Source organism: Nocardioides carbamazepini (assembly GCF_024614185.1).
Lineage (GTDB): Bacteria > Actinomycetota > Actinomycetes > Propionibacteriales > Nocardioidaceae > Nocardioides > Nocardioides carbamazepini.
Genome location: NZ_JAHTLF010000016.1, coordinates 574,997 through 597,473, shown reverse-complemented (window position 1 = coordinate 597,473; position 22,477 = coordinate 574,997). Strand labels below are relative to the sequence as shown.

Below are 22,477 nucleotides of genomic sequence, written 5' to 3'. Positions count from 1 at the left end.
CTCCGTTCATTCTCGGTGAACGGCGGGTGACGCCCCGCCTGAGCGCTCGAAAAGGGTCACCAAGAGTTAGCTCGGCGCTGCTAGCTTCCGGGCGTCTCGCAGCTCCCGGGCACCCCTGTGCGCCGGGGACTGCGTGCTGTCTCGGGAGTCGCATCACAGCCCCATGCCCGCATGCCGTCGTCTCCGCGACGGCTCCGAGAGGACCCCCATGACCTCCTCAGACCGACAGCCCCGCTCCCGCTGGCACAGGCCGAAGCGGCCCGCCATCGTGGTCGGCGGCCTCGCCCTCGCGATCGCCGCCGGCGCGGGCATCGTCTACGCCGCCGGCGGTCTGGCCCCGCCGGCCGTCGACCCGAAGACCGTGCACGCTCCGCTCGTCGTCCCCGACCGGATCGTGCTCACCCCGACCGAGGACCCGAGCACCTCGCAGAGCGTCTCGTGGCGCACGTCCACCGCGGCCGGCGCGCCGAAGGTGCAGCTGACCCTCGCCGGCACCGGGGTCGCGAAGGAGACCAGCGAGATCGAAGCCACCTCGACGACCTTCACCGCCGACCTCGGCTACGAGGTGAGCCACCACTCGGCGACGCTGACCGGCCTGACGCCCGGCACGACCTACCTCTACCGGGTCGGCGACAAGACGACGTGGAGCGAGTGGCTCGAGTTCGAGACCGCCACCGCCGGAGACGAGCCGTTCTCGTTCATCGTGCAGGGCGACGCGCAGAACGACATCAAGTCCTACGTCTCGCGGACCTTCCGCGCCGCCTACGAGGCCCGGCCCTACGCGAAGGCCGTGCTGCACGCGGGCGACCTGATCGACACCGACGACTCCGACGCCGAGTGGGGCGAGTGGTTCGGTGCCGCCGGCTGGTCCAACGGCTCGATGAACGTGGTCGCCGCGACCGGCAACCACGAGTACTACCCCGGCCCCGAGCTCGCCGAGCACTGGGGCGCACAGTTCGAGTACCCGCGCAACGGGCCGACGGCCACCGACCGGATCACCCAGCTGTACGCCGAGAACGTCTACTACACCGACTACCAGGGCGTGCGCTTCATCGCGCTCAACAGCAACTTCCCCGGCGACCCCGAGGCCTTCGCGGCGCAGACCGCCTGGCTGGAGTCGGTGCTGGCGGACAACCCGAACCAGTGGACGGTCGTGACCTTCCACCACCCCGTGTTCTCGGTGAGCTCCGGACGCAACAACGCCGCGATCCGCGACGCCTGGCTGCCGCTCTTCGAGCAGTACGACGTCGACCTGGTCGCCCAGGGCCACGACCACGCCTACGGCCGCGGCAACCTGACCGCCAACGAGTCGGGGCTCCCTGCCGGCGCGAGCGCCGCCACGAGCCACACGGGCCCGGTCTACCTGGTCTCGGTCGCCGGGCCGAAGTACTACGTGATCGACCCGACCGACGACAACAACTGGACCCAGAACGGCGCGCACCTGCGCACCTCGCTGGCCAACACCCAGCTCTACCAGCTGGTCGACGTGACCGACGGCGAGATGCACGTCGAGAGCTGGAACGTCTCCGGCGAGATGGTGGACGCCTTCACCATCGCCAAGGGCACGGACGGCACCAAGCTCGTCACGACCGACGACACGCCACGCGCGTCCGGTCCCGGCTCGACGCGCGACGGCATCGGCCGCCCGGACCTGCCCGAGGCCGCCGTACCCGGCGCGAAGCCGACCGAGAACCCCACCGAGCACCCGACCGTCCCGCCCACGTCGCAGCAGCCGACCACGCCGGCCCAGGCCGTCGCGACGCTGAAGCTCAAGAAGCTGCCCAAGCAGGTCAGGCCCGGCGTCCGGGCCAAGGTCAAGGTCGTCGTCGACGTACCCGGCATCACCACCCCCGGCGCCACCGTGACCCTCGTGGTCGACGGTCGCACGGTCAAGGTCAAGCAGCTGCGTGACGCCGCCGACGGCCGGCTCACGCTCCGGCTGCCCCGCCTCGCCGTGGGCAAGCACAAGGTCCGGGTGGTCTACGCCGGAACGGCCGCGGTCGCCTCGGCGACGGTCACCAAGACGGTGGTGAGCAAGCGATGAGCGAGCCCGCCACCTCCTCCACCGACATCTCCCTCGTTCCGAGAGGACGACGCATGTTCGAGTCCCTGCGCCGGCGCACCCGCCGGCCCCTCGGCGCCCTGGTCGCGTCGGCCGTGCTGGCCGGCGCCGCCCCGGCGCTGGCCGCGGTCGCCGTGCCCGGCCTGGTGCCGTCCGCGGCGGCTGCCGCGGCCGACCCGGCCGTCACCTACCAGCCGAGCGTGGTCCCGGACCGGATCACACTCACCCCCACCGACGACCCGAAGACCAGCCAGAACGTCGTGTGGCGCACGTCGACCGCCGTGCGGGAGGCCAAGGCCGAGCTGCGGGTCGCCTCCAGCCTGACCTACCAGAACGACCAGCGGGTCTTCATCTCCGAGCGGGACACCGAGGTGACGACCGATCTCGGCTACACGGAGACCTTCCACAGCGCGCGGATGACCGGCCTGGACCCCGGCACGACCTACCAGTACCGGGTCGGCGACGGCACCAACTGGAGCGAGTGGCAGCACTTCACCACCGAGTCGGCGAGCGAGGACCCGTTCTCGTTCATCTACTTCGGCGACATCCAGAACGGCATCAAGTCGCAGGCCTCGCGGGTCGTCCGCAACGCCTTCCGCGACGCGCCGCAGGCACGGATGGTGCTGCAGGCCGGCGACCTCGTCAACGACCACGACAGCGACGAGCAGTGGGGCGAGGTCTACGAGGCCACCAGCTACGGCCTGGGCACCAAGCAGTTCATGATGGCGCCGGGCAACCACGAGTACGAGGGCGCCGAGCTGTCGGAGCAGTTCTCGGCCCAGTTCACCTACCCGGACAACGGGCCGTCCGGCACCGGCGCGGCGTACGACATGCTCGACGGCACCGTCTACGCGACCGACTACCAGGGCGTGCGCTTCATCGCGCTCAACAGCAACGCCAGCGCGGCGGAGCCGCTCGCGATCCAGACCGCCTGGCTCGAGGAGCAGCTGAAGGACAACCCCAACCAGTGGACGGTGGTCTTCTTCCACCACCCGGTGTTCTCCCTCGACGAGGGCCGCAACAACCGGGCCGTGCGTGAGGCCTGGCTGCCGGTGTTCGAGGAGTACGGCGTCGACCTGGTCCTCCAGGGCCACGACCACGGCTACGGCCGTGGCAACACCGACGCCGCCGAGGAGGACCTGCCGAAGAGCTGGGACGCCGACCTGTCGTACGACGGTCCGGTCTATGTCGTCTCCAACGTCGGCGAGAAGCAGTACAAGCCCGGCCCGCGGGTGTGGGACGCCAACGGCGCGCACCTGCGCCGGATGGGCGGCGGCCTGCAGCTCTACCAGCTCGTCACCGTCGAGGACGGCCGGCTGCGCTACGAGTCCCGCACCGCCGACGGCAAGTACTACGACGGCCTGACCATCGTGAAGAACGAGCACGGCAAGGCGGTCACCGACGACACCGAGCCGCAGGTCATCGACCCGACCGACCCGGGTCCGTGCCTGGGCTGCGAGAACCCGGAGAACCCCGAGAACCCGGAGAACCCCGGCAATCCGGGTGGCACCTTCGAGTACCGCCACGAGAAGGACCTCCGCTCGGTGGATCCTGCGACGGTGCGGCTCCCCGCCGGTGCGGCGTTCTCCCAGGAACGCGACACCCTCTTCCTCGGCGACCAGAACGGCCGCACCATCACCGAGATCGACCCCGCCACCGACGAGGTCCTCCACACGATGACGCTGCCCGAGAACATCCGCGACCTCGGCATCGACGACACCAACAAGCTCCTCTACGTCGGCCAGCAGAACAAGAACTGGGTCGTCGTCTCCCTCGCCGACAACAACTACGGCCAGGTCGTCCGCGGCCCCTACGCCATCAGCGAGTCCAACCGCTCCCTCGACATCGACCCCACCCTCGGCTACGTCTACGCAGCCATCCCCGCCCGCGGAGTCGAGGTCTTCGACGCCACCACCGGAGCCTCCATCGGCACCGTCAACGGCACCGTCGGCGCCTACTACGTCGCCGCCGACCCCAAGAACGGCAAACTCGCCGTCGCCTACTTCGAAGACACCGACACCATCAAGAACGTCGAGCTCTTCAACGCCGCAGGCGGCTTCGCCAAGGTCTGGGACACCACCACCCGACCCAACGCCCGCCAAGTCGACATCGACTCCGAACACGGACTCGTCTACGTCGGCTTCACCGGCACCGACGACAAGACCGGCGGCTTCGCCGTCTACGACCTCGCCGACGGCGACCTCCTCGTCGACAAGACCGGCAAGGACTACGGCAAGGACGGCTACGGCATCGCCGTCGACGAAGAGCGCCAACGCGTCTTCGTCGCCAACCGCGACCACCGCCTCAACCCACCCGGCGACGAACTCACCCCGGTCGCCGTGACGGTGAGCCGCCGCGTCGTACCGGACACCCCGGACTACGGCGTACTCGGCGACCTGAGGTCGGTGGATCCTGCGACGGTGCGGCTCCCCGCCGGTGCGGCGTTCTCCCAGGAACGCGACACCCTCTTCCTCGGCGACCAGAACGGCCGCACCATCACCGAGATCGACCCCGCCACCGACGAGGTCCTCCACACGATGACGCTGCCCGAGAACATCCGCGACCTCGGCATCGACGACACCAACAAGCTCCTCTACGTCGGCCAGCAGAACAAGAACTGGGTCGTCGTCTCCCTCGCCGACAACAACTACGGCCAGGTCGTCCGCGGCCCCTACGCCATCAGCGAGTCCAACCGCTCCCTCGACATCGACCCCACCCTCGGCTACGTCTACGCAGCCATCCCCGCCCGCGGAGTCGAGGTCTTCGACGCCACCACCGGAGCCTCCATCGGCACCGTCAACGGCACCGTCGGCGCCTACTACGTCGCCGCCGACCCCAAGAACGGCAAACTCGCCGTCGCCTACTTCGAAGACACCGACACCATCAAGAACGTCGAGCTCTTCAACGCCGCAGGCGGCTTCGCCAAGGTCTGGGACACCACCACCCGACCCAACGCCCGCCAAGTCGACATCGACTCCGAACACGGACTCGTCTACGTCGGCTTCACCGGCACCGACGACAAGACCGGCGGCTTCGCCGTCTACGACCTCGCCGACGGCGACCTCCTCGTCGACAAGACCGGCAAGGACTACGGCAAGGACGGCTACGGCATCGCCGTCGACGAAGAGCGCCAACGCGTCTTCGTCGCCAACCGCGACCACCGCCTCAACCCACCCGGCGACGAACTCACCCCGGTCGCCGTGACGGTGAGCCAGCGCCTGGTCGACGGCGAGCTGCCCGGGCCGGTGCCGGGGGACGGCACCGGCGGTCCGGTCGATCCGGTCGACCCGGAGCCGGTCGGGGACGACTACGTCGCCACTCCCCTGACCGTGCTGCCCTCACCGGACCAAGAGTCCGAGGAGGAGGCGGTGGACGACAAGCCGGTCGGCTCGGTCGTCGACCCGGCCACCGGCCACCTGTTCGTCGGCAACGAGCAGCGGCCAGCCCGGGTGCGGGTCGTCGATCCGGCCACCGACACCAGGGTGCGGGTGCTCGCGCTGAGCATCCCGGGCCTGGTCGACGGCGTCCAGGGCGACATCGCCCTGGGCGAGGGCGTCCGCGATGTGGCGATCGACAGCGAGGCCGGCGAGCTCTACGTCGCCCTCGGCGCCCAGTGGGTCGTGGTCGACAGCACCACCGGCGCGCTGAAGCGCGGGCCGTTCGACTTCGGCGCCAACGTCCGCGGCATGGACGTCGACCTCGAGCGCGGGCGCGTCTTCGGCGCCACCCGTGGCACGGGCTTCGTCGTGATGGACACGACGACCGGCGCGATCCTGCAGAGCGTCGCGATCCCCGACGCGACCTGGCGCAGCCACGGGGTCGCCTACGACGCCGTGCACGACCGGCTCTACGTGTCCAACAGCGACAGCGCTGCTGCCACGGTGGGGCTGCGGGTGTTCGACGGCGAGACCTACGCCGAGGTGGCCCAGGCCGCCCGCACGGCGCCGATGTGGCGCTCGGTCGCGGTCGACCCGGAGCTCGGCCGGGTCTACCTGGGTGAGCAGAACGAGAACTTCGACGCCAGTGGCGTCACCGTCCTCGATGCCGGCGATCTCAGCGAGGTCGCCCGGCTGTCCGCGCACAAGTTCGGCAACAAGGTCTACGGCGTCTCCGTGGACCCGGTCCGCCACCGGGTCTACGTCTCGGCCCGCGACCGGTACCCGGCCGGGCTGATCATGCTCACGCTCGAGTAGGTCGAGCACCAGCCGCGAGGCCCCCGGTCGTCCGACCGGGGGCCTCGTGGCATTCCGTCGCGGCGACGTCGCTGAGAGGATTGCCGTGCTCACCGAGGGACCATCCGGTCCTTGAGCCTCCGAGGAGGGCCCGATGACCGATGCCGACCGGCGCGAGATCCACGAGACCGTGCTCCGCTACTGCCGGGCGGTCGACCGTCTCGACTTCGACGGGATCCGAGCCGTGTACGCCGAGGACGGGGTCGACCACCACACGGGCTTCAGCGGCCCGGCCGACGACTACGTCGCCTGGCTGCGCGGGCTCCTTCCCGCGCTCGACGGCACCATGCACCTGGTCGCCAACCACCTCGCCGAGGTCGACGGTGACCAGGCGGTCGCGGAGACCTACGGGACCGCGGTGCACTGGGGCACGCCAGGTGGCGACCCGCGGAAGAACTTCACGTCGGGCTTCCGCTACGTCGACCACTTCGTGCGCACCGACGCCGGCTGGCGGATCCGGGAGCGCTTCGCGGTGCGGGAGTGGACCCGCGACGACAGCGGCCGGATGCTCGCCCCGGAGGGCGACGGCCCCCGCGGGCGGCGCGACGAGCAGGACCCGTTCCCCGTCCTGCGGCGCTCAGTGCTCGGTCACTGAGCCACCTCCGCGGCGGCGCGGGCGATCGCGGCGTCCTGCTCGGCGGTGCCGCCGCTGACGCCGACGGCACCGACCACGACCTCGGCGGCCCGGACCGGCTCGCCCCCACCCAGAGGGGTGAACCCGGGCACGGTGCCGACGGCGGCGGCGAACGACGGCTCGGCTCGGCCGCGCTCCTCCCACAGCAGGGTGGGCATCCCCAGCGCCGCCGCGGTGAGCGCCTTGCCCCGGGCAGCGGCGGCGACGAGCCCGGATACGCCGTCCATCCGGGCGGTCGCGACCGGCTCTCCGGCAGGATCGGTGACCACGACGGCCGCCGGGACCTGGAGGCGCTCCGCCTCGGCCAGGGCGCGCCGGAGCACCGCGGTCGCTTCGGCGAGGGTGATCACCGCTTGCTGGCGGGGCACCGCGACCGCCTCAGCGGGACGCGCTCGACGCGCGCGGAGCCGGTCCGGTCGGTCATCCGGAGCTCTCCCCGACGTACGCCCACGCCTCGACCTCGAGCAGCATCCGGGGGTCGAGCAGGGCCGAGACGACGACGGTGGTGCTCGCCGGGGCGCCGTCGACGGGAAACACCTCCCCCTTCGCCTTGCTGTACGACGCGAAGTGCGCCGCGTCCGTGAGGTAGCAGACGAGCTTGGTGACCTGCGTCAGCGTCGCGCCCGCCTCGGCGAGGGCGAGCCCGATGTTCTCGAAGCACTGCCGGGCCTGCTCGTAGGGATCGTCGGTGGCGATCCGCGCCGAGGCGTCGAGCGCCACCTGGCCGGAGAGGACGACGAAGTCCCCGCTGCGCACCGCCTGCGACATCCCGTCGAAGCGCAGGTGCGGCGGGTTGTAGCCCCTCACGGCATGCCCGCGGACGCGGCGGTGCTGACGTCGATCGTCGTCCCGCTGATGTAGCGGGCATCGTCGGAGACCAGGTAGAGCACGGCCTTCGAGATGTCCTCGGGCGCCACCCAGGGCACCCCCATCGGGCTCATCGCGGCGTACGCCGGCTCGACCTGCTCGCGCGTCGGGGCGTCGAGGTCGGGGCAGAAGAGCCCGTAGAGCGCGTCGTTGTGGACCATCGCGGTGTCGACGGTGGCCGGGCAGACGGCGTTGACGGTGATGCCCGACGAGGCCGCCTCCAGGGCGAGCGTCTTGACCAGGCCGATCACGCCCCACTTCGCGGCGACGTAGTGGGCGAGATTGGGATTGCCCATCCGGCCGCCCATCGACGAGGTGGCCACGATCCGGCCGTGTCCCTGGCGGAGCATCGGGCGGACCGCGGCGCGCATCGTCTTGAAGACCCCGGTCAGGTCGACGCCGATCATCTCGTCCCACGCGGCGTCGTCGAGGTCCCAGAACTTCGCGAAGCCGCACACGCCGGCGTTGGCGACGGCGATGTCGAGCGCCCCGAACCGGTCGACGGCGTCGGCGACGACGGCCTCCATCGCCTCGGTGTCACGGACGTCGCAGCGCACGGTGTGGCAGGCGCCGCCGAGCGCCTCGACCTGCGCCTTGGTCGCGGCGAGGTCCTCGGGGGTGGCGAGGGGGTACGGGATGGTCGCGAGGTCGGCGCACAGGTCGACCGCGACCACGTTCGCCCCCTCCGCGGCGAGGGTCAGGGCGTGCGAGCGCCCCTGACCGCGCGCGGCACCGGTGATCAGTGCGGTCCTGCCGTCGAGCTTGCCCATGTCGTTCTCCTTCTCTGGTGGTCGGTACGACGAGCGGAGGCGGTCAGCCGTCCGCACGCACCGAGAGCTTGCGGAGCTTGGTGAGGACGACGGCGAGGATGAGCGCGCCGCCCTGGAAGGTCGAGATCACCCAGAACGGGATCCCCTGCAGCTGCAGGCCGTTGATGCCGATGGCGAGGATCGCCAGGCCGACCAGCAGGCCCGGGACGTTGAACCGGCCCGGCTTGATCATCGTCGAGCCGAGGAAGGCCGCGGCGTACGACGGCAGGAGGTACTGCGCGCCGACGTCGGGCTGCCCGGTGCCGATCCGGGAGGTGTAGACGAGGCCGGCGAGCGAGGCGCAGAAGCCCGACACGACGAACGCCAGGACCAGGATCCGGTCGGTGGGCACACCGGCCAGCCGGGACTGCTCGCGGCCGAAGCCGGTGGCGTAGATCATCCGTCCCAGCGGGGTCATCTCCAGCACGTAGAAGACGATCAGCGCGAGGACGACGACCAGCACGATGGGGTTCGGGATCCCGAACAGCTCACCGCGGCCGAGGTCGGTGAAGGCCGTCGGGATGTCACGTGAGACCACCTGGCCGTTGGCCACCAGCTGCGAGACCCCGAGGAAGATCGAGCCCGACCCGAGCGTGACGATGAACGGGTCGATGCCGAGCCGCACCACGAGCAGCGCGTTGACCAGGCCCGCGGAGGAGCCGACCAGCAGGGTGATCAGGATGGCGAGCGGCACCGGCATCGAGCCGGCCGTCTGCTGGAAGGTCCAGGCCGAGGTGATCACCGACAGCGTGAGGACGCCACCGATGGAGATGTCGAAGACGCCGGCGGCGAGCGGGAACAGCAGGCCGAGCGCGACCACCGCGGTGATGGTCTGGTTGTTGACGACCGCCAGCAGGTTGCTGCTGGTCAGGAACACACCGGGCGAGGCGATCGTGAACGCCACGATCATCGCGACGAGCAGCAGCGGTCCGGCCCAGCGGTCGAGCAGGTCGAGGCCGAGCCGGCCCGCCCGGTGCTCGGCGGGCCGCGCCGCGGGCGCCTCCTCAACCTGCTGCGTAGCAGAGCTCAACGATTCGCTCACGGGTGATCTCCTTGTCGGTCAGTTCGTCGGCGACGACGCCGTCGCGCAGCACCAGGACGCGGTCGCAGGTGGCGGCGAGGTCGTCGGTGTCGGAGGAGCACAGGAGGACGGCGGTGCCCTCGTTGCGTGCCGCTTCGACGAGGAGGCGCAGGATCTCGGCGGTGCCGCCGACATCGACGCCGTGCGTGGGCTCCTCCAGCACCAGCACGCGCGGCGCGGTGCGCAGGAGGCGTGCGACGTAGGCCTTCTGGGCGTTGCCGCCGCTGAGCAGCTCGATCGGCCGCTGCACGTCGGGCGGGCGGATCCGGTAGCGCTCGACGAGCGCGACCGCCTCGGCGCGCTCGGCGCGGTGGCGGAACCGCCCCCCACGCCAGTACGGCGACAGGTCGGCGATCGTGATGTTCTCGGCCACCGTCATCCCGGTGATCCGCTTCTGGTCGCGCTCGCCGGGCAGCACCGCGACGCCGAGCCGCCGCAACGACCGGACCCCCGGTCGGGCCACCGGCGCGCCGGCGACCGCGACGGTGCCGCGGTGCAGCGGCGCCCGGCCCTGCAGCAGCCGGACCACCTCGTGCACCCCGGAGCCGGCCAGGCCGGCGACGCCGAGCACCTCGCCCTCACGCACGGACAGGCTGGCTCCGGCGAGCTCGCGCCCGGCGACGACGTCGTGGAGCGTGAGCACCGGCGCGCCCGTCGTACGGCCGGTGGCGCGGTCGGTCTCGTGCACGGCCCCGACCTCGCTGCCCGCGATCACCCGGGCGAGATCTTCGCGGGTGAGAGTGGAGACACTCTCCTGAAGCACGACCACGCCGTCGCGCAGCACGGTCACCCGGTCGGCGAGGTCGATGACCTCTTCGAGACGGTGGGTCACGTAGACGACGCCGACGCCACGGGCGGCGAGCGTGCGGACCAGCCGGAACAGGTGCTGCACCTGCTCCTCCGGCAGCGCGGCCGAGGCCTCGTCGAGGACGAGCACCCGGATCGCGTCGGGGTCGTCGATCGCCCGGGCGACCGCGACCTCGGTCCGCTCCACCGCCGAGAGTCCGGCCACCTCCGCGTCGGGGTCGAGGTGCCCGAGACCGAGGTCGTCGAGCCGGGCGCGGGCCGCCGACCGCTCGCCGCGCCAGCGGATGGCGCCGAGCGTGCCGGCGCGATAGGTGCCGACGCCGAGCCGGAGGTTCTCCAGCACCGACAGCTCGTCGACCAGGCCGATGTCCTGGTGGATGATGCGGACGCCGGCCCGGCTGACCGCCACCCCGTCGCCGAACCGCAGTCGTGATCCGGCGACGGAGCAGCGCCCGTCGTCGGGCTGGTGGAACCCGGAGAGCACCTTGATCAGCGTCGACTTCCCGGAGCCGTTGTGGCCCAGCAGGGCGTGGATCTCTCCGCGTGCGACGGTGAGGTCGACACCGTCGAGGGCCCGCTGCCCGGGGAAGGTCTTGACGATCCCGTGCAGCTCCAGGGCTGCCGTGTCGTCCGTGGTCATCGTGGTCTCCGCTCTCGTCACCTTGGACTCAGCTGACGCCCCAGAGCGCCGTGAACTGGTCCCGGAAGCCGTCCGCGCCCTCGTAGGTGCCGCTCTTCGGCGCGCTGTCCTGGGTCATCAGCAGCTGGGTCGGGTTCTCGATGTTGTCCGGGATCGTCTGCCCGGCCTTGAGCCGCAGTGCCGCGTCGACGACGGTCCAGCCGTTCTCGTAGACGCCGGAGGCCACGTCGGCCTTGATGATGTCTCCCTGGCGGACCAGCGCGAGGGTGGGCTCGTCACCGTCGAAGGTGCCGACGGAGATGCCATCCTCCTTGCCCGCCTGGCGTACGGCGTCCGCCGCCATCACGCCGGAGAAGCCGGGGGTGCTGACCACCCAGTTGAGCTGAGGGTTCGACTGGATCTTGGCCTGCAGCGCGGGCGGCAGGTCGGTCTGCGCCGTGGCGACGCTGAACCGGTCGACGCTCACCGTGCAGCTCGGGCACGTGTCGAGCACGGCCTTGACGCCGTCGGCGCGCTGGCCGTTGCACTGGTAGACGGTGTCGGCGAAGATCGCGACGTTCGCCTTGCCGCCCGACTCGGACACGATGTAGCTCCCCAGCAGCTCGCCCTCGATCTGGCAGACGTTGCCGACCTCGACGGTGTTGCCCTTCTCGGGGTCCGGGAGCTGCGCGGTGAACTGGCCGATCACCGGGATCTTCAGCTCGTGCGCCTCGGCATAGGCCTCCGACGCGTCGGCCGAGGGCCGGGCGTTGTTGACGATGACGTCGGGCTTGGCGTTGACCGCCTGGCTCATGCAGTTCTGGAACGACGCGACGTCGCTCTTGGCGTCGCAGACCTCCAGGTCGAAGCCGAGCGCCTCGGTCGCCTGGCGCACGCCCTCGACCTGGGCCACGCAGCCCGGGATCGACTGGTCGCAGCCCACGAAGTAGACGGTCATGGACGCCGGCGGCTCGACCGGGCCGAGCGCCTTGACGGCGATCTCGGTCGGGACCTTCACGGCCGTCTCGGCGGCGGCCTTGGCCTCGTCCAGCCAGGGACCGCCGGCGGCTGGACCGTCGTCCGTGCTGGAGTCGGAGCTGTTGCAGCCGGCCAGCGCCACCGTGGCGGCGACCACCAGGGCGACGAGCGCCGCGCGCCGGCGGCGCGCTCGGTTCAGGTTGTTGGGAAGCACGGGCATTCCTCTCGTTGGGGTCGGTTGTCGGGGTCGTTCGGGCGCCCGAGCTCCGTCCCCGGCGCGGGCGCCGGGGACAGCAGGTGGTCAGCGAGTCAGTGACCGATCAGCGCGCGTGCGCGACGATCGCCTCGCCGAGGGCCTTGATGCCGCGCTCGAGCTCGTGGTCGGGCGCGTGGCTGTAGGCCAGGCGCAGGTAGCCCTGGCCCGCCTCCTGGCCGAGGAACTTCTCGCCGGGACGGCAGAAGACGCCGTTCATCGCGGCCTCGTGCTGGGCCTTCTCCCAGTCGACGTTGTCGGCGATCCTGAGCCAGAGGTAGTAGCCGCCGTCGGGCACCTCGAAGCTGACCAGCCCGCCGCAGTGCTCGCGCACCGCCGCGACGGCGAGGTCGCGCTTGCGCCGGTAGACCGCGTTGGCCCGCTCGATGTGCGGGTCGAGCAGCCCCTCCTGGAGGTACTGGGCGAGCATCCGGCAGATCCACTGGCTGACCCCGAGGTCCTGGCGGACCGACGCGAGCGCGTGGATCAGCGGCTCCGGGGCCGTGATCCAGCCGATCCGCAGCGCGGGCGCGAGCACCTTGGAGAAGCCGTGGCTCTGGATCACCCGGCCGTCGGTGTCCATGCTCAGCAGCGACGGGACCGGGTCGCCGCCGTAGCGCAGGTCGGCGTAGATCGAGTCCTCGAGGATGACGAAGTCGTACTCCTCGGCGACCTCCAGCAGCCGGCGCCGGCGGTCCTCGGGCATGACCACGCAGGTCGGCAGCTGGAAGGTCGGGATGACGTAGAGCAGCTTGGGCGTCACGCCGTCGCGACGCATCTCCTCGAGTCGCTCGACCAACGACTCGATGACCAGGCCGTGCTCATCGATCTCGACGGTGCGCAGGTCGGCCCCGCGCATCTGCATGAAGCGCATGGCGTAGGGGAACGTCGCCTTCTCGACGAGGACGCCGTCACCGGGGTTGACCAGCGCGTTGACCGCGAGCGCGATGGCCTGCACCGAGCCGGAGGTGAGGATCAGGTTGTCGGCGCCGAGGCCGGGGACGCCCTGGGTCTTGGAGATCCACGCGGCGACCTCCTCGCGCAGCCCGGTGTGCCCCAGCATCAGCTCGATGTACGACGGCAGGTAGACGATCTGGTCGGTCTCCTCCTCGTAGCCGAACGAGATGTACTCCAGCGCGCGGCCGCCGTCGCGGTCGAGGACCTCGCCCATCAGCCGTCGGAAGTCGTCGAGGGGGAAGGTCTCCTCCGCCGCGATGCCCTGGTCGAAGTTGAAGGTGACCTGGGCCGGCGGGTCGGGGAAGAACAGCGCCGGGCCGCCGGCGGCGAGGTCGGAGAGCTTGTCGGTCGGGTCGAAGGTCACGGGGAGGCTCCTTGGTGGTCGTCGGGCGAGGTGCGGTGCGGGGAAGCGCGTCAGGCGCTGTGGAAGGCGTTCCAGCCACCGGCGACGTCGAGCGCCGTGCCGGTGATGTAGCGGGCCTCGTCGGAGGCGAGGAAGAGGACGGCCTCGGTCGCGTCGCCGACCTCGAGCCACGGCACCGCCATCGGGTTGAGGGTGGCGAAGGTGGCGCGGACGTCGTCGGTGGTCGGCGCGGACAGGTCGGGGCGGAAGAGCCCGTAGGTGAGGTCGTTGTGGCACATGTCCGTCGACACCGACATCGGCGAGATCGCGTTGACCGTCACGCCATAGGGGGCCAGCTCGATCGCGACGGACTTCACGAGTCCGATCACACCCCACTTCGAGGCTGCGTAGTTGGCATTGTTGGGACCGCCCTCGCGTCCGACCGCCGAGGCGGTCGCGACGATCCGGCCGGCGCGCTGCTCGGCCATCACCGGGGCGACGGCGCGGATGCTGGCCGCCACTCCCCCGAGGTTGACGTCCACGACGTCACGCCACACGTCGTCGGCCATCTCCCGGACCGCGCCGAAGGCGGCGATGCCGGCGTTGGCGAGCAGCACGTCGACCCGCCCGAACCTGTCGACGGTGGCCGCGACGACGTCGCGCATCTGCTCGGGGCTGCGGGTGTCGGCCTTGAGCGTCAGGCAGGGCGCGCCGAGCGACTCGACGATGCGCGCGGTCTCGTCGAGCTCCTCGGGCGTGCCCATCCGCGACGCGCAGGGGATCTGCGCGGCGATGTCGACCAGCACGAGGTTGGCGCCCCGCTGGGCGAGCGCGATCGCGTGGGAGCGGCCCTGCCCCTTGGCGGCGCCGGTGACCAGGGCGGTCCGGCCGTCGAAGTTCCTCATCGTTGTCTCTCCTCGTCCTCGGGGTGCGGGCGGCTCAGGCCGTGTTGGTGGCGGCCAGGCCGGCCGAGACGTCGATGACGGCGCCGGTGCGGTCGAGGCCGGGCTCGGCGACGAGCTGCTCGACGGCGCGGACGACCGCGTCGACGTCGACGTAGGTCGCGCTGCTGGGGTGGCGCACGCGCAGCGCGTGCTCAGCCGCGGCGCGGTCGGGACCGGCCACCGCCTGCGAGCCGTCGCGGCCGGCCTGGAGCACCGCCCAGTACGACGGGTCGTCGCTCATCGCGGTGTCCATCACGCCGGGGCACACGACCCCGACGGCGATGCCGTGCTCGGCGACCTCGTGGGCCAGCGACTTGGCGAGCCCGATCTGCGCCCACGCCGCGGCCGCGTAGTGGCTCAGCCCGAAGGCGCCGCGCCGGCCCTCCTCGGCGGCGATGACGACGATCCGGCCGCGGCCGGACCCCTCCAGGTGGGCCAGTGCCTCGCGGAGCACGTGGTAGGTCCCGTGCAGGTTGGTGTCGACCACGTCGTCCCACGCGGCGTCGCTCATCGTCGCCGCGGTCGCGGCCGTGCGCACCCCGGCCGCGCAGACGACGACGTCGAGCCCGCCGAGCGCGGCGACGGTCGCGGGCAGCGCGGCCCGGACCTGGTTGACGTCGCGCACGTCGACCGAGGCGACGTGCCCGCTCGCGCCGAGGACGCCACGGACCCGGGCGAGCTCGTCGGGCCCGGACAGCGGGTAGCCGAGCTCCATCGCCCCGGGGGCGTCCCACACCGCGACCCGCGCGCCGGCCGCGGCGAAGGACGCGGCGACGGCGGCACCGAGACCGCGGGCACCGCCGGTCACGAGCACCCGGCGGCCGTCGTACGGCGTTGAATTTCCGTTCATGTGGCTAGTCCTACCGCGCCGCCCAAGAGTGTGTCAAGGGACACAACGGGTCGATCCGAGCAGCAAGAATCTCCCGCCACAGGCCGAATCTGACCCCTCGTCATGTGCCGCCACAGCGGGTGACGAGGAATTCAGATACTCTGAATTGCAGTTCATTCATGGCATCGAGCCCGCGCACTGGCTAGCCTTCGGGCAGTCCGATCGACCATCCACGTCCCCGAGAGGCGGCCCGGTGACCCTCCCTCCGACCCGGCAGGCGCTGGTCGACGCTGCCGTCGACGTCTTCACCGAGAAGGGCCTGCACGGCGCCCGGGTCACCGACGTGACCAAGCGCGCCGGCGTCGCGGCAGGGAGCTTCTACACCTACTTCGACACCAAGGAGGGGCTCTTCCTCGAGGTCGTCGAGCAGTCCCGCCGGGGGCTGGCCGCCCAGGTCCCCCGGGCCCGGTTCTCCGATGCCGAGGGCGCCCGCGCCTGGTTGCGCGAGGTGGTCCGGCTCCAGGTCGCCCGGCTCGCCGAGGGCGCCGCGACGTGGCGGATGATCAACGCCGCCGCGCTCGGCAACGTCCAGGTCGCCACCGCCCTGCGCGACCAGCCCGACCCGCTGACCCGCACGCTCACCGACGAGCTCGGCTTCTGGGCCGAGCAGGGCTGGATCGACCCGGGCGTCGCCGGCGCCGTCGTGGTCGACGCCCTGATCGCGCTCACCGAGCAGGCCGTGCAGCAGTGGTGCGCCGGGTCCGAGCGGCCCGACCTCGAAGAGGCCACCGCGGTGATCACCGGCGCCTGGACCTCAATCCTGCGGATGACCCCGGACGGCGGCGTCCGATGACCACCGAGCGCACTCCCCAGACCACCCAGGCCCACCGGACCCGTGGCGCCCTGCTCCGCGCCGGACGCCGCGTCCTGGAGCGGAAGGGCCTGCACAAGACCCGGGTCTCGGACATCACCAAGGAGGCCGGTGTCGCCGCCGGCACGTTCTACCTGCACTTCGAGAACAAGGACGACCTGTTCCGGCAGCTGCTGATCACCGTGGAGGACGAGGTCTACGGCGAGCTCGTGCCGAGCCGGTCGGGCGGATCGGTCGACCCGGCCCACCGGATCCGCGAGACCAACCTGCTCTACCTCAGCTCGTTCAAACGGAACGCGGGCTTCTGGAAGAGCGTCGAGGCGGCCGCCCTCGGCCAGCCCGACCTCCCCGACGTCCTGGCCGAGCGGAACCGCTACTACCGCAGCCGCACCGAGCGCGCGATCGCCCGCTGGCAGGCCGCCGGCGAGGTCTCGCCCGACGTCGACCCCGCCACGGCCGCCTTCGTGCTCGGCGCGATGACCGAGCGGCTGGCCTACATCTGGTACGTCTTCGGGCACCGCGAGGACGTCGACGCCGCCGCCGACGACCTCACGCGGCTCTGGCTCAACTACCTCGGGATCGGATGACGGCTCAGGCTCGGCGCAGGCCCTTCTCGATCGCCCCGACCACCTTCGGGCGCAGGTCGCGGGCGGCGATCACCTCGTCGACCGAGCCGACCTCGACGGCGCGATGGATGTCGTGCACGCCGTCGAACTCGGCGGCGACCTCGGCGATCTTGTCCGCGCGCAGCTGGGCACGGAGGTCGGCCAGCTCGACGACCAGCCTGCCGCGCTCACCGTCGACACCGGCGTCGGTGCCGGTCCCGGCAAGGGAGTCGATCCGCTCCTCCAGCGCGGCGACCCGGGGATCGGCCGCGGCCCGCTTGGCCACCTCGGCGGCGAACACCACGGCCGCGGCGGGAGCGCCACCGAGGACCGAGGCGTAGGAGCCCTCGATCGCCAGCACCGTCATCTCCGGGTTGAGCCGCTTGGAGAACACCACGAACGCACCCCCGTGGTAGCGGGAGATCACGCAGAAGACGATCGGGCCGCGGAAGTTGACGATCGCGCGGCCGATCTCGGCGCCGTACTCCAGCTGCAGGTTGCGCATCGACTCCGGGGAGCCGTCGAAGCCGGACAGGTTGGCCAGCACCACGAGCGGCCGGTTGCCGGAGGCCGCGTTGATGGCGCGCGCCACCTTCTTCGACGAACGCGGGAAGAGGGTGCCCGCGGTGTAGGTGTCCGGCCCGTCGGTGGGGGGGAAGCCGGCCCGGGGAACGGGCTTCGACTCGATGCCGACCAGGCTGACCGGGTAGCCGCCGATCCGGGTGTCGACGACCACGGCGGTGTCGGCGTCGGCCATGCCGGCCCACCGCTCGAGCATGTCGTGGTCGGCGTCGGCGAGCGCCCGCATCACGGTCCGGATGTCGAAGGGCCGCTTGCGATCGGGGTTGTGCTCGGGCGAGAAGATCTCGCCGACCGTCGTGAAGTCGCCCGGGTGGGGGTGGGTCGTGATGTCACGGTCGACGGGATCGGTCGACGGGGCGCGCCGCGGCCCGGCCTCACCCGGGACCACATAGGAGTGGTCGTAGTGCGCCATCAGCACGCCGAAGGCGCCGGCGAGGTCGGGCACCCAGTACTGCGCCTGTCCGTTCGGGCCCATCACCCGGTCGTAGCCGCCGATGCCGTGGTTGTCCTCGGCCGAGACCCCACCGGAGAAGTCGAGGGACTGCTTGCCGGTCAGCACCATCGCACTGTCCGGCGTCATCACGAGGATGCCCTTGGTGTGCATCAGCATCGTGGCCTCGGCGTTCCAGTACGGCTGGGCGCCGACGTTGATCCCGGCGACGACGATGTTGATCTCGCCCCCCTCCTGGGTGAACTGCACGATCCGGCGCAGCGCCGCGGCCACCCAGTCCATGTTCTCCGTGCCGCTCTCCATCGAGATCCGGGCACCGGCCGAGACCGCGAACCACTCGACCGGCACGCCCATCGCCTCCGCGAGGTCGATGGCCGCGATCACGCGAGCGCACTCGGGCTCCGACAGGGCGCCGAGCGACTTGAGCGGGTCGCCGCAGAGGACCACGCGGGTGATGCCCTCGGGGTGCAGCGGGGTCGGGGTGGTGACGACGGCGACGATCATGCCGGCGGTGTTCTGGCCCGGCGCCCGGTCGACGGGCACGAGGACGCCGGACGCGTCCAGGTCGTGCTCGACCACGGTGCCCCCGCCGGCCAGCACCGGCTGCAGCTCGTAGGGATAGACCAGGCCGCGGCGGCGTGCGCGCAGCACCTTCCCGGCGTACTCGTCGAGGGGGGCCAGCGGCTCGGTGGGCGGCGCGACGATGTCGGCGACCACCCCGGCTCCGGGCTTGGCATGGAACCGGATCGCCACCGGCGTCGGGGTGCCGTCGGGTCCGGCCACCCGGCCCTCGGCCAGCACCTCCTCGATCCCGGCACCGTCGCTGAGCGGCGTGATCTTGCCCTGCAGCGCCGTCAGCTGGTCGAGGTCGGCCTCGACCAGCGGCCACACCGTCACCCATACGTGGTTGACGTCGAGCTTGGTGCCCTCCCGGCCGCGGGCGGTGCGCACCCGCCGGATCGACTCCAGGCAGTTCTCGACGGCACGCTCGGCGTGCGGGAGTGCGATCACCCGTCCCTCGTCGTCGCGTACGACGGCGAGCTGGCGGACCTGCGCGGCGGCCACCAAGCGCCGGTCGGCGGGATTGGCCCGGGCCACGCACTCGTAGAGGAGGACGTCGTCGGGCGCGGCGAGCCGGGTCACGTGGAACTCCCGCAGGCGCCACAGGTTGAGCCGGCGACCGACCATCGGGTGCATGCCGCGGATCAACCTGTCCTCGACGAGAGCCGCGTCGTCGCTCTCGGGACGGAAGGTGAAGTAGTCGACCGGCTGGGGGGCGGCCGGGCAGACCGCCACCGACACCCGGCGGGCGCGGCCGGCGAACTCCTGGCCGGCAAGCATCCGGGCCACCTCGGCCGACGCGACGTCGGCGTCGGCGGGCGCGTCCGGCCAGCGCAGGTAGATCTCCACGACTGCGTGGTCAGGGTCGTGGTCGGCGGTCAGCACCGAGCTGATCGCCGCGCCGAGAGCACCGGCGGGGTCGGCGAGCTCGGTCACGTCACCGATGGTGGACACGACCCGGGTCGCGCCCTTCTGGTCGGTGGCGTACTCGGCGAACACGACCGGACGACCGGCGTGCTCGGCCGGGTCGGTGACGGTCAGGTCGTGGAGGTCGTACTCCAGGTAGTGCCGGCGGATCAGCACCTCCAGCAGCGGTTCGCGGGCCGGAAGCCCGTCGACCAGGCGGTCGCGCAGGAAGCCCACCAGCTGCTCGGGAATCGCGGTGAGCGCGTCGATCCGGGCGTCCCGGTCGGTCGCGTCCGCGTCGGCCAGCGCGGCCACCTCCGCGGCCACGCCCTCGAGGACCGTGCGTCGTTCGTCGTCGACCAGCGGCTGGTCGAACCAGCCGAACCGGATCGACCGGGCCAGGTCGCCGACCACCGCGAACCGGAGCTGGGTGGCCCGCACCATCCGCTCCAGCAGTGCCCGGGCGGCGGCCCGCTCCTCGGGCGGCGGGGCGCTCAGCCACCGCTGCAGGACACCCACCGCGATCTCGACGTCGGAGGAGTGCTGCTGGGCCAGGAAGATCCGGAAGACGGCTCGCTCCAGCTCCGGCGTGCGCTCCAGGTCGGTCACGCCGTAGTGCGCGAGCACCCGCAGCAGCTTGTCGCAGAAGTGGTCCGGGAGGGCTCCCCGCTCGCGATCCAGACTGCGCAAGTAGGTGTGGAAGTGCTCCCGCGAGCTGTGCACGCGCAGCTCGGCCGGCGGCTCGTCCCCGGCCGGGCGGTTGCGGCTGAGCTCGGCGACGTCGGTGAACAGCGCCAGCAGGCCCATCTCGGCCCGCAGGGTGTCCGCCGACGCGTCCTCGTCGCGACCCGCCAGGTAGTCGGCGAGCAGCACGCGGCGCTGCTCGGCGTCGATGTCGTACCCGAGCAGCTGGCTGCTCAGCTCGGCCAGCCGCTCGGCGCTGCGCCCGGAGGCCGCGACCGGCTCGGGGACCGGCAGGTCCAGGTCGTCGTGACCACCGGCGTGCGCCTGCTGGTCCTCGTCGGCGTCGGAGGTCGGGTCGAGCCGCACCAGGGGCGCGCCGGTCTCCACCTGGCTCCCGACCCGGACCAGCAGCTCCTTGACCCGGCCGGTGAAGGGCGCGTGCAGCGCGGTCTCCATCTTCATCGACTCCAGCACCAGCACCGGGTGCCCGGCAGCGACCTCGTCGCCGACGGCGACCGGGGTGGAGACGACGAGTGCGGGCGCGGGAGAGCGCACCATGCCGCCCTCGTCGCGACTGACGCGGTGCATGACGTCGTCGACCTCGACGAGGTGGACCGGGCCGTGACTCGAGGTCACCAGCCGGAACCGGTGGCCGTCGACCGTCAGCCGGCCGTGCACCTCGTCGATCCGGTCCAGCGTCGCCGTGATGGTGCGCGCCTCGCCCCCGCCGGCGACGGTGACCTGGTAGCGGGCGGGCCCGGTCTGCCGGACCGTGAGGGCGTACGTCGCGCCGCGCAGCTTCAGCTCGATGGTGCGGGAGGGGTCGTGCTGCACCTGCGGACGGCCGCCCTGGGCGGTCTGCAGGAGGCGCGCGATCTCGGCACCCTCCTCCTCGTCGTAGGCCTCGATCGCGGCGGCGACGAGTGCCACGCCGGCGTGCCGGGCGGCCTGCAGCCGGCCCTCTCCGCGGACCCGGTCGATCCAACCGGTGTCCGCCCACACGGGGGTGCCGGTCGTGACCTCGGGCTGGTCGAGGAGGTCGAGGATGAAGCTCTTGTTGGTGGCGCCACCGTCGATGACGACCGTGGTCTCGCCCATCGCGCGACGCAGGCGGGCCAGCGCCTGCTCACGGTCGGCGCCCCACGCGATCACCTTGGCGATCATGGAGTCGAAGTCGGCGGGGATGGTGTCGCCCTCGGCGACGCCGGTGTCCACCCGGATGCCCGGGCCGGCGGGGAACTCGAGCCGGCTGATCCGGCCGGGGGCGGGCGCGAAGTCGCGGTCGGGGTCCTCCGCGTTGAGCCGCGCCTCGACGGCGTGGCCGCGCTCGGTCGGCCGGTCGCCGGTCAGCGGGAGACCACGGGCGACCTGGATCTGGAGGGCGACCAGGTCGGTCCCGGTCACCTCCTCGGTGATCGGGTGCTCGACCTGGAGACGGGTGTTGACCTCGAGGAAGGCGAAGGTCCGCTCACCCGGGTGGTAGAGGAACTCGACCGTGCCGGCGCCGGCGTACCCGACCGCGTTGGCCAGCCGCTCCGCGGACCCCCGCAGGTCGGCGGCCTGTGCGTCGTCGAGCAGCGGCGAGGCGGACTCCTCGATGACCTTCTGGTTGCGGCGCTGCACCGAGCAGTCGCGCACGCCGATCGCCCACGCGGTGCCCTGCCCGTCGGCGATCACCTGGACCTCCACGTGGCGGGCGTCGGTGACCAGCTTCTCCAGGAACACCACGCCGCTGCCGAACGCCCGCTCCGCCTCGTCCCGGGTCCGCTGGTAGGCGTCGGTCAGCTCGGCGTCGGAGGTGACCTTGCGGATGCCGCGCCCGCCGCCGCCGGCGGTGGCCTTGAGCATCAGCGGGTAGCCGACCTTCTCGGCGCTGGCCAGCGCCTCCTCCAGGCTGTCGACGCTGCCGCCGCTCCACGGCGCCACCGGCACGCCGACCTCCTCGGCGATCAGCTTGGAGCCGATCTTGTCGCCGAGCTTGCGCATCGCCGCGGGCGAAGGTCCGATGAAGGTGACACCCAGCCGGTCGCACAGCTCGGCGAAGGCCGGGTCCTCGGCCACGAAGCCCCAGCCGACCCAGGCCGCGTCGGCCCGGGTCTCGGTCAGCGCCCGCTCCAGCACGGCGTGGTCGAGGTAGGGCCGGTCGGCCGCCGCCCCGAGCAGGTGCGCCTCATCCGCCTCGCGCACGAACGCCGACCCGGCGTCGACGTCGGTATGGAGAGCGATGGTGCGGATCTGCTCGATCTCGCTCGAGTGACGGGCGTTGAGGTCACGCACGGCGTGGATCAGCCGCATCGCTGCTTCCCCGCGGTTGACGATGGCAATTCGAGAGACCACTGGCACGGTTTCGACCCTTCCATCTCGCGCCAGGCCGGTGACAGTGGAGAACCCACAGGCTTGGC

The 22,477-nt window shown here is 71.8% G+C and carries 15 protein-coding genes; 5 read left to right on the top strand and 10 right to left on the bottom strand.

Annotated elements, in window-relative coordinates; all coding sequences use genetic code 11:
* Positions 1-208: 208 nt before the first annotated feature.
* The 3 genes from KVF89_RS15500 (at position 209) to KVF89_RS15490 (ending at position 6,889) form a co-directional block, all read left to right on the top strand.
* Positions 209-2,044: a fibronectin type III domain-containing protein gene (locus KVF89_RS15500; protein ID WP_257426826.1), complete on the top strand. Its 1,836-nt coding sequence runs from the start codon at positions 209-211 to the stop codon at positions 2,042-2,044.
* A complete protein-coding gene (locus tag KVF89_RS15495) occupies positions 2,041-6,255 on the top strand; it encodes a fibronectin type III domain-containing protein (RefSeq protein ID WP_257426824.1) in 4,215 nt (1,404 codons plus the stop codon). Before KVF89_RS15500 ends, KVF89_RS15495 begins: the two co-directional genes overlap by 4 nt.
* A 133-nt stretch (positions 6,256-6,388) precedes the next feature.
* The gene (locus tag KVF89_RS15490) at positions 6,389-6,889 is read left to right on the top strand and encodes a nuclear transport factor 2 family protein (RefSeq protein ID WP_257426823.1); all 501 of its coding nucleotides are present in this window, start codon (positions 6,389-6,391) and stop codon (positions 6,887-6,889) included.
* Here KVF89_RS15490 and KVF89_RS15485 read toward each other — a convergent pair.
* From KVF89_RS15485 to KVF89_RS15445, 9 genes are all read right to left on the bottom strand, one after another.
* Positions 6,883-7,296 (bottom strand): GlcG/HbpS family heme-binding protein, encoded by a 414-nt coding sequence (locus KVF89_RS15485; protein ID WP_257426821.1) that lies wholly within the window; start codon positions 7,294-7,296, stop codon positions 6,883-6,885. The genes KVF89_RS15490 and KVF89_RS15485 overlap by 7 nt on opposite strands.
* A gap of 52 nt (positions 7,297-7,348) precedes the next feature.
* A complete protein-coding gene (locus tag KVF89_RS15480; protein ID WP_257426819.1) occupies positions 7,349-7,735 on the bottom strand; it encodes a RidA family protein in 387 nt (128 codons plus the stop codon).
* Positions 7,732-8,565 carry a mycofactocin-coupled SDR family oxidoreductase gene (locus tag KVF89_RS15475; protein WP_257426817.1) on the bottom strand — a complete coding sequence of 278 codons (834 nt, stop codon included), beginning with the start codon at positions 8,563-8,565 and terminating at the stop codon, positions 7,732-7,734. The genes KVF89_RS15480 and KVF89_RS15475 overlap by 4 nt, the downstream gene beginning before the upstream one ends.
* 43 nt (positions 8,566-8,608) lie before the next feature.
* Positions 8,609-9,646, bottom strand: coding sequence for an ABC transporter permease (locus KVF89_RS15470; RefSeq protein WP_257426815.1), 1,038 nt, complete (start codon positions 9,644-9,646; stop codon positions 8,609-8,611).
* Complete coding sequence (locus tag KVF89_RS15465) at positions 9,609-11,132, bottom strand: sugar ABC transporter ATP-binding protein (RefSeq protein WP_257426812.1); 1,524 nt, start codon at positions 11,130-11,132, stop codon at positions 9,609-9,611. The genes KVF89_RS15470 and KVF89_RS15465 overlap by 38 nt, the downstream gene beginning before the upstream one ends.
* 28 nt (positions 11,133-11,160) lie before the next feature.
* A complete protein-coding gene (locus tag KVF89_RS15460; RefSeq protein ID WP_257426811.1) occupies positions 11,161-12,303 on the bottom strand; it encodes a sugar ABC transporter substrate-binding protein in 1,143 nt (380 codons plus the stop codon).
* Positions 12,304-12,409: 106 nt separating this feature from the next.
* Positions 12,410-13,663: an aminotransferase-like domain-containing protein gene (locus tag KVF89_RS15455; RefSeq protein WP_257426810.1), complete on the bottom strand. Its 1,254-nt coding sequence runs from the start codon at positions 13,661-13,663 to the stop codon at positions 12,410-12,412.
* Between the two features lie 50 nt (positions 13,664-13,713).
* Entirely contained in the window at positions 13,714-14,547 is an 834-nt protein-coding gene (locus KVF89_RS15450; protein WP_257426809.1) for a mycofactocin-coupled SDR family oxidoreductase, read from the bottom strand.
* A 34-nt stretch (positions 14,548-14,581) separates the two neighbouring features.
* Positions 14,582-15,436, bottom strand: coding sequence for an SDR family NAD(P)-dependent oxidoreductase (locus KVF89_RS15445; protein WP_257426808.1), 855 nt, complete (start codon positions 15,434-15,436; stop codon positions 14,582-14,584).
* A 232-nt stretch (positions 15,437-15,668) separates the two neighbouring features.
* Here KVF89_RS15445 and KVF89_RS15440 point away from each other — a divergent pair, with 232 nt between their 5' ends.
* Positions 15,669-16,268, top strand: a complete 600-nt coding sequence (locus KVF89_RS15440) for a TetR/AcrR family transcriptional regulator (protein ID WP_257426806.1) — start codon at positions 15,669-15,671, stop codon at positions 16,266-16,268.
* Positions 16,265-16,873 (top strand): TetR/AcrR family transcriptional regulator, encoded by a 609-nt coding sequence (locus KVF89_RS15435; RefSeq protein WP_257426804.1) that lies wholly within the window; start codon positions 16,265-16,267, stop codon positions 16,871-16,873. Before KVF89_RS15440 ends, KVF89_RS15435 begins: the two co-directional genes overlap by 4 nt.
* 4 nt (positions 16,874-16,877) lie before the next feature.
* Here KVF89_RS15435 and KVF89_RS15430 read toward each other — a convergent pair whose 3' ends face one another.
* Complete coding sequence (locus KVF89_RS15430; RefSeq protein ID WP_257426802.1) at positions 16,878-22,412, bottom strand: ATP-binding protein; 5,535 nt, start codon at positions 22,410-22,412, stop codon at positions 16,878-16,880.
* Positions 22,413-22,477: the final 65 nt, after the last annotated feature.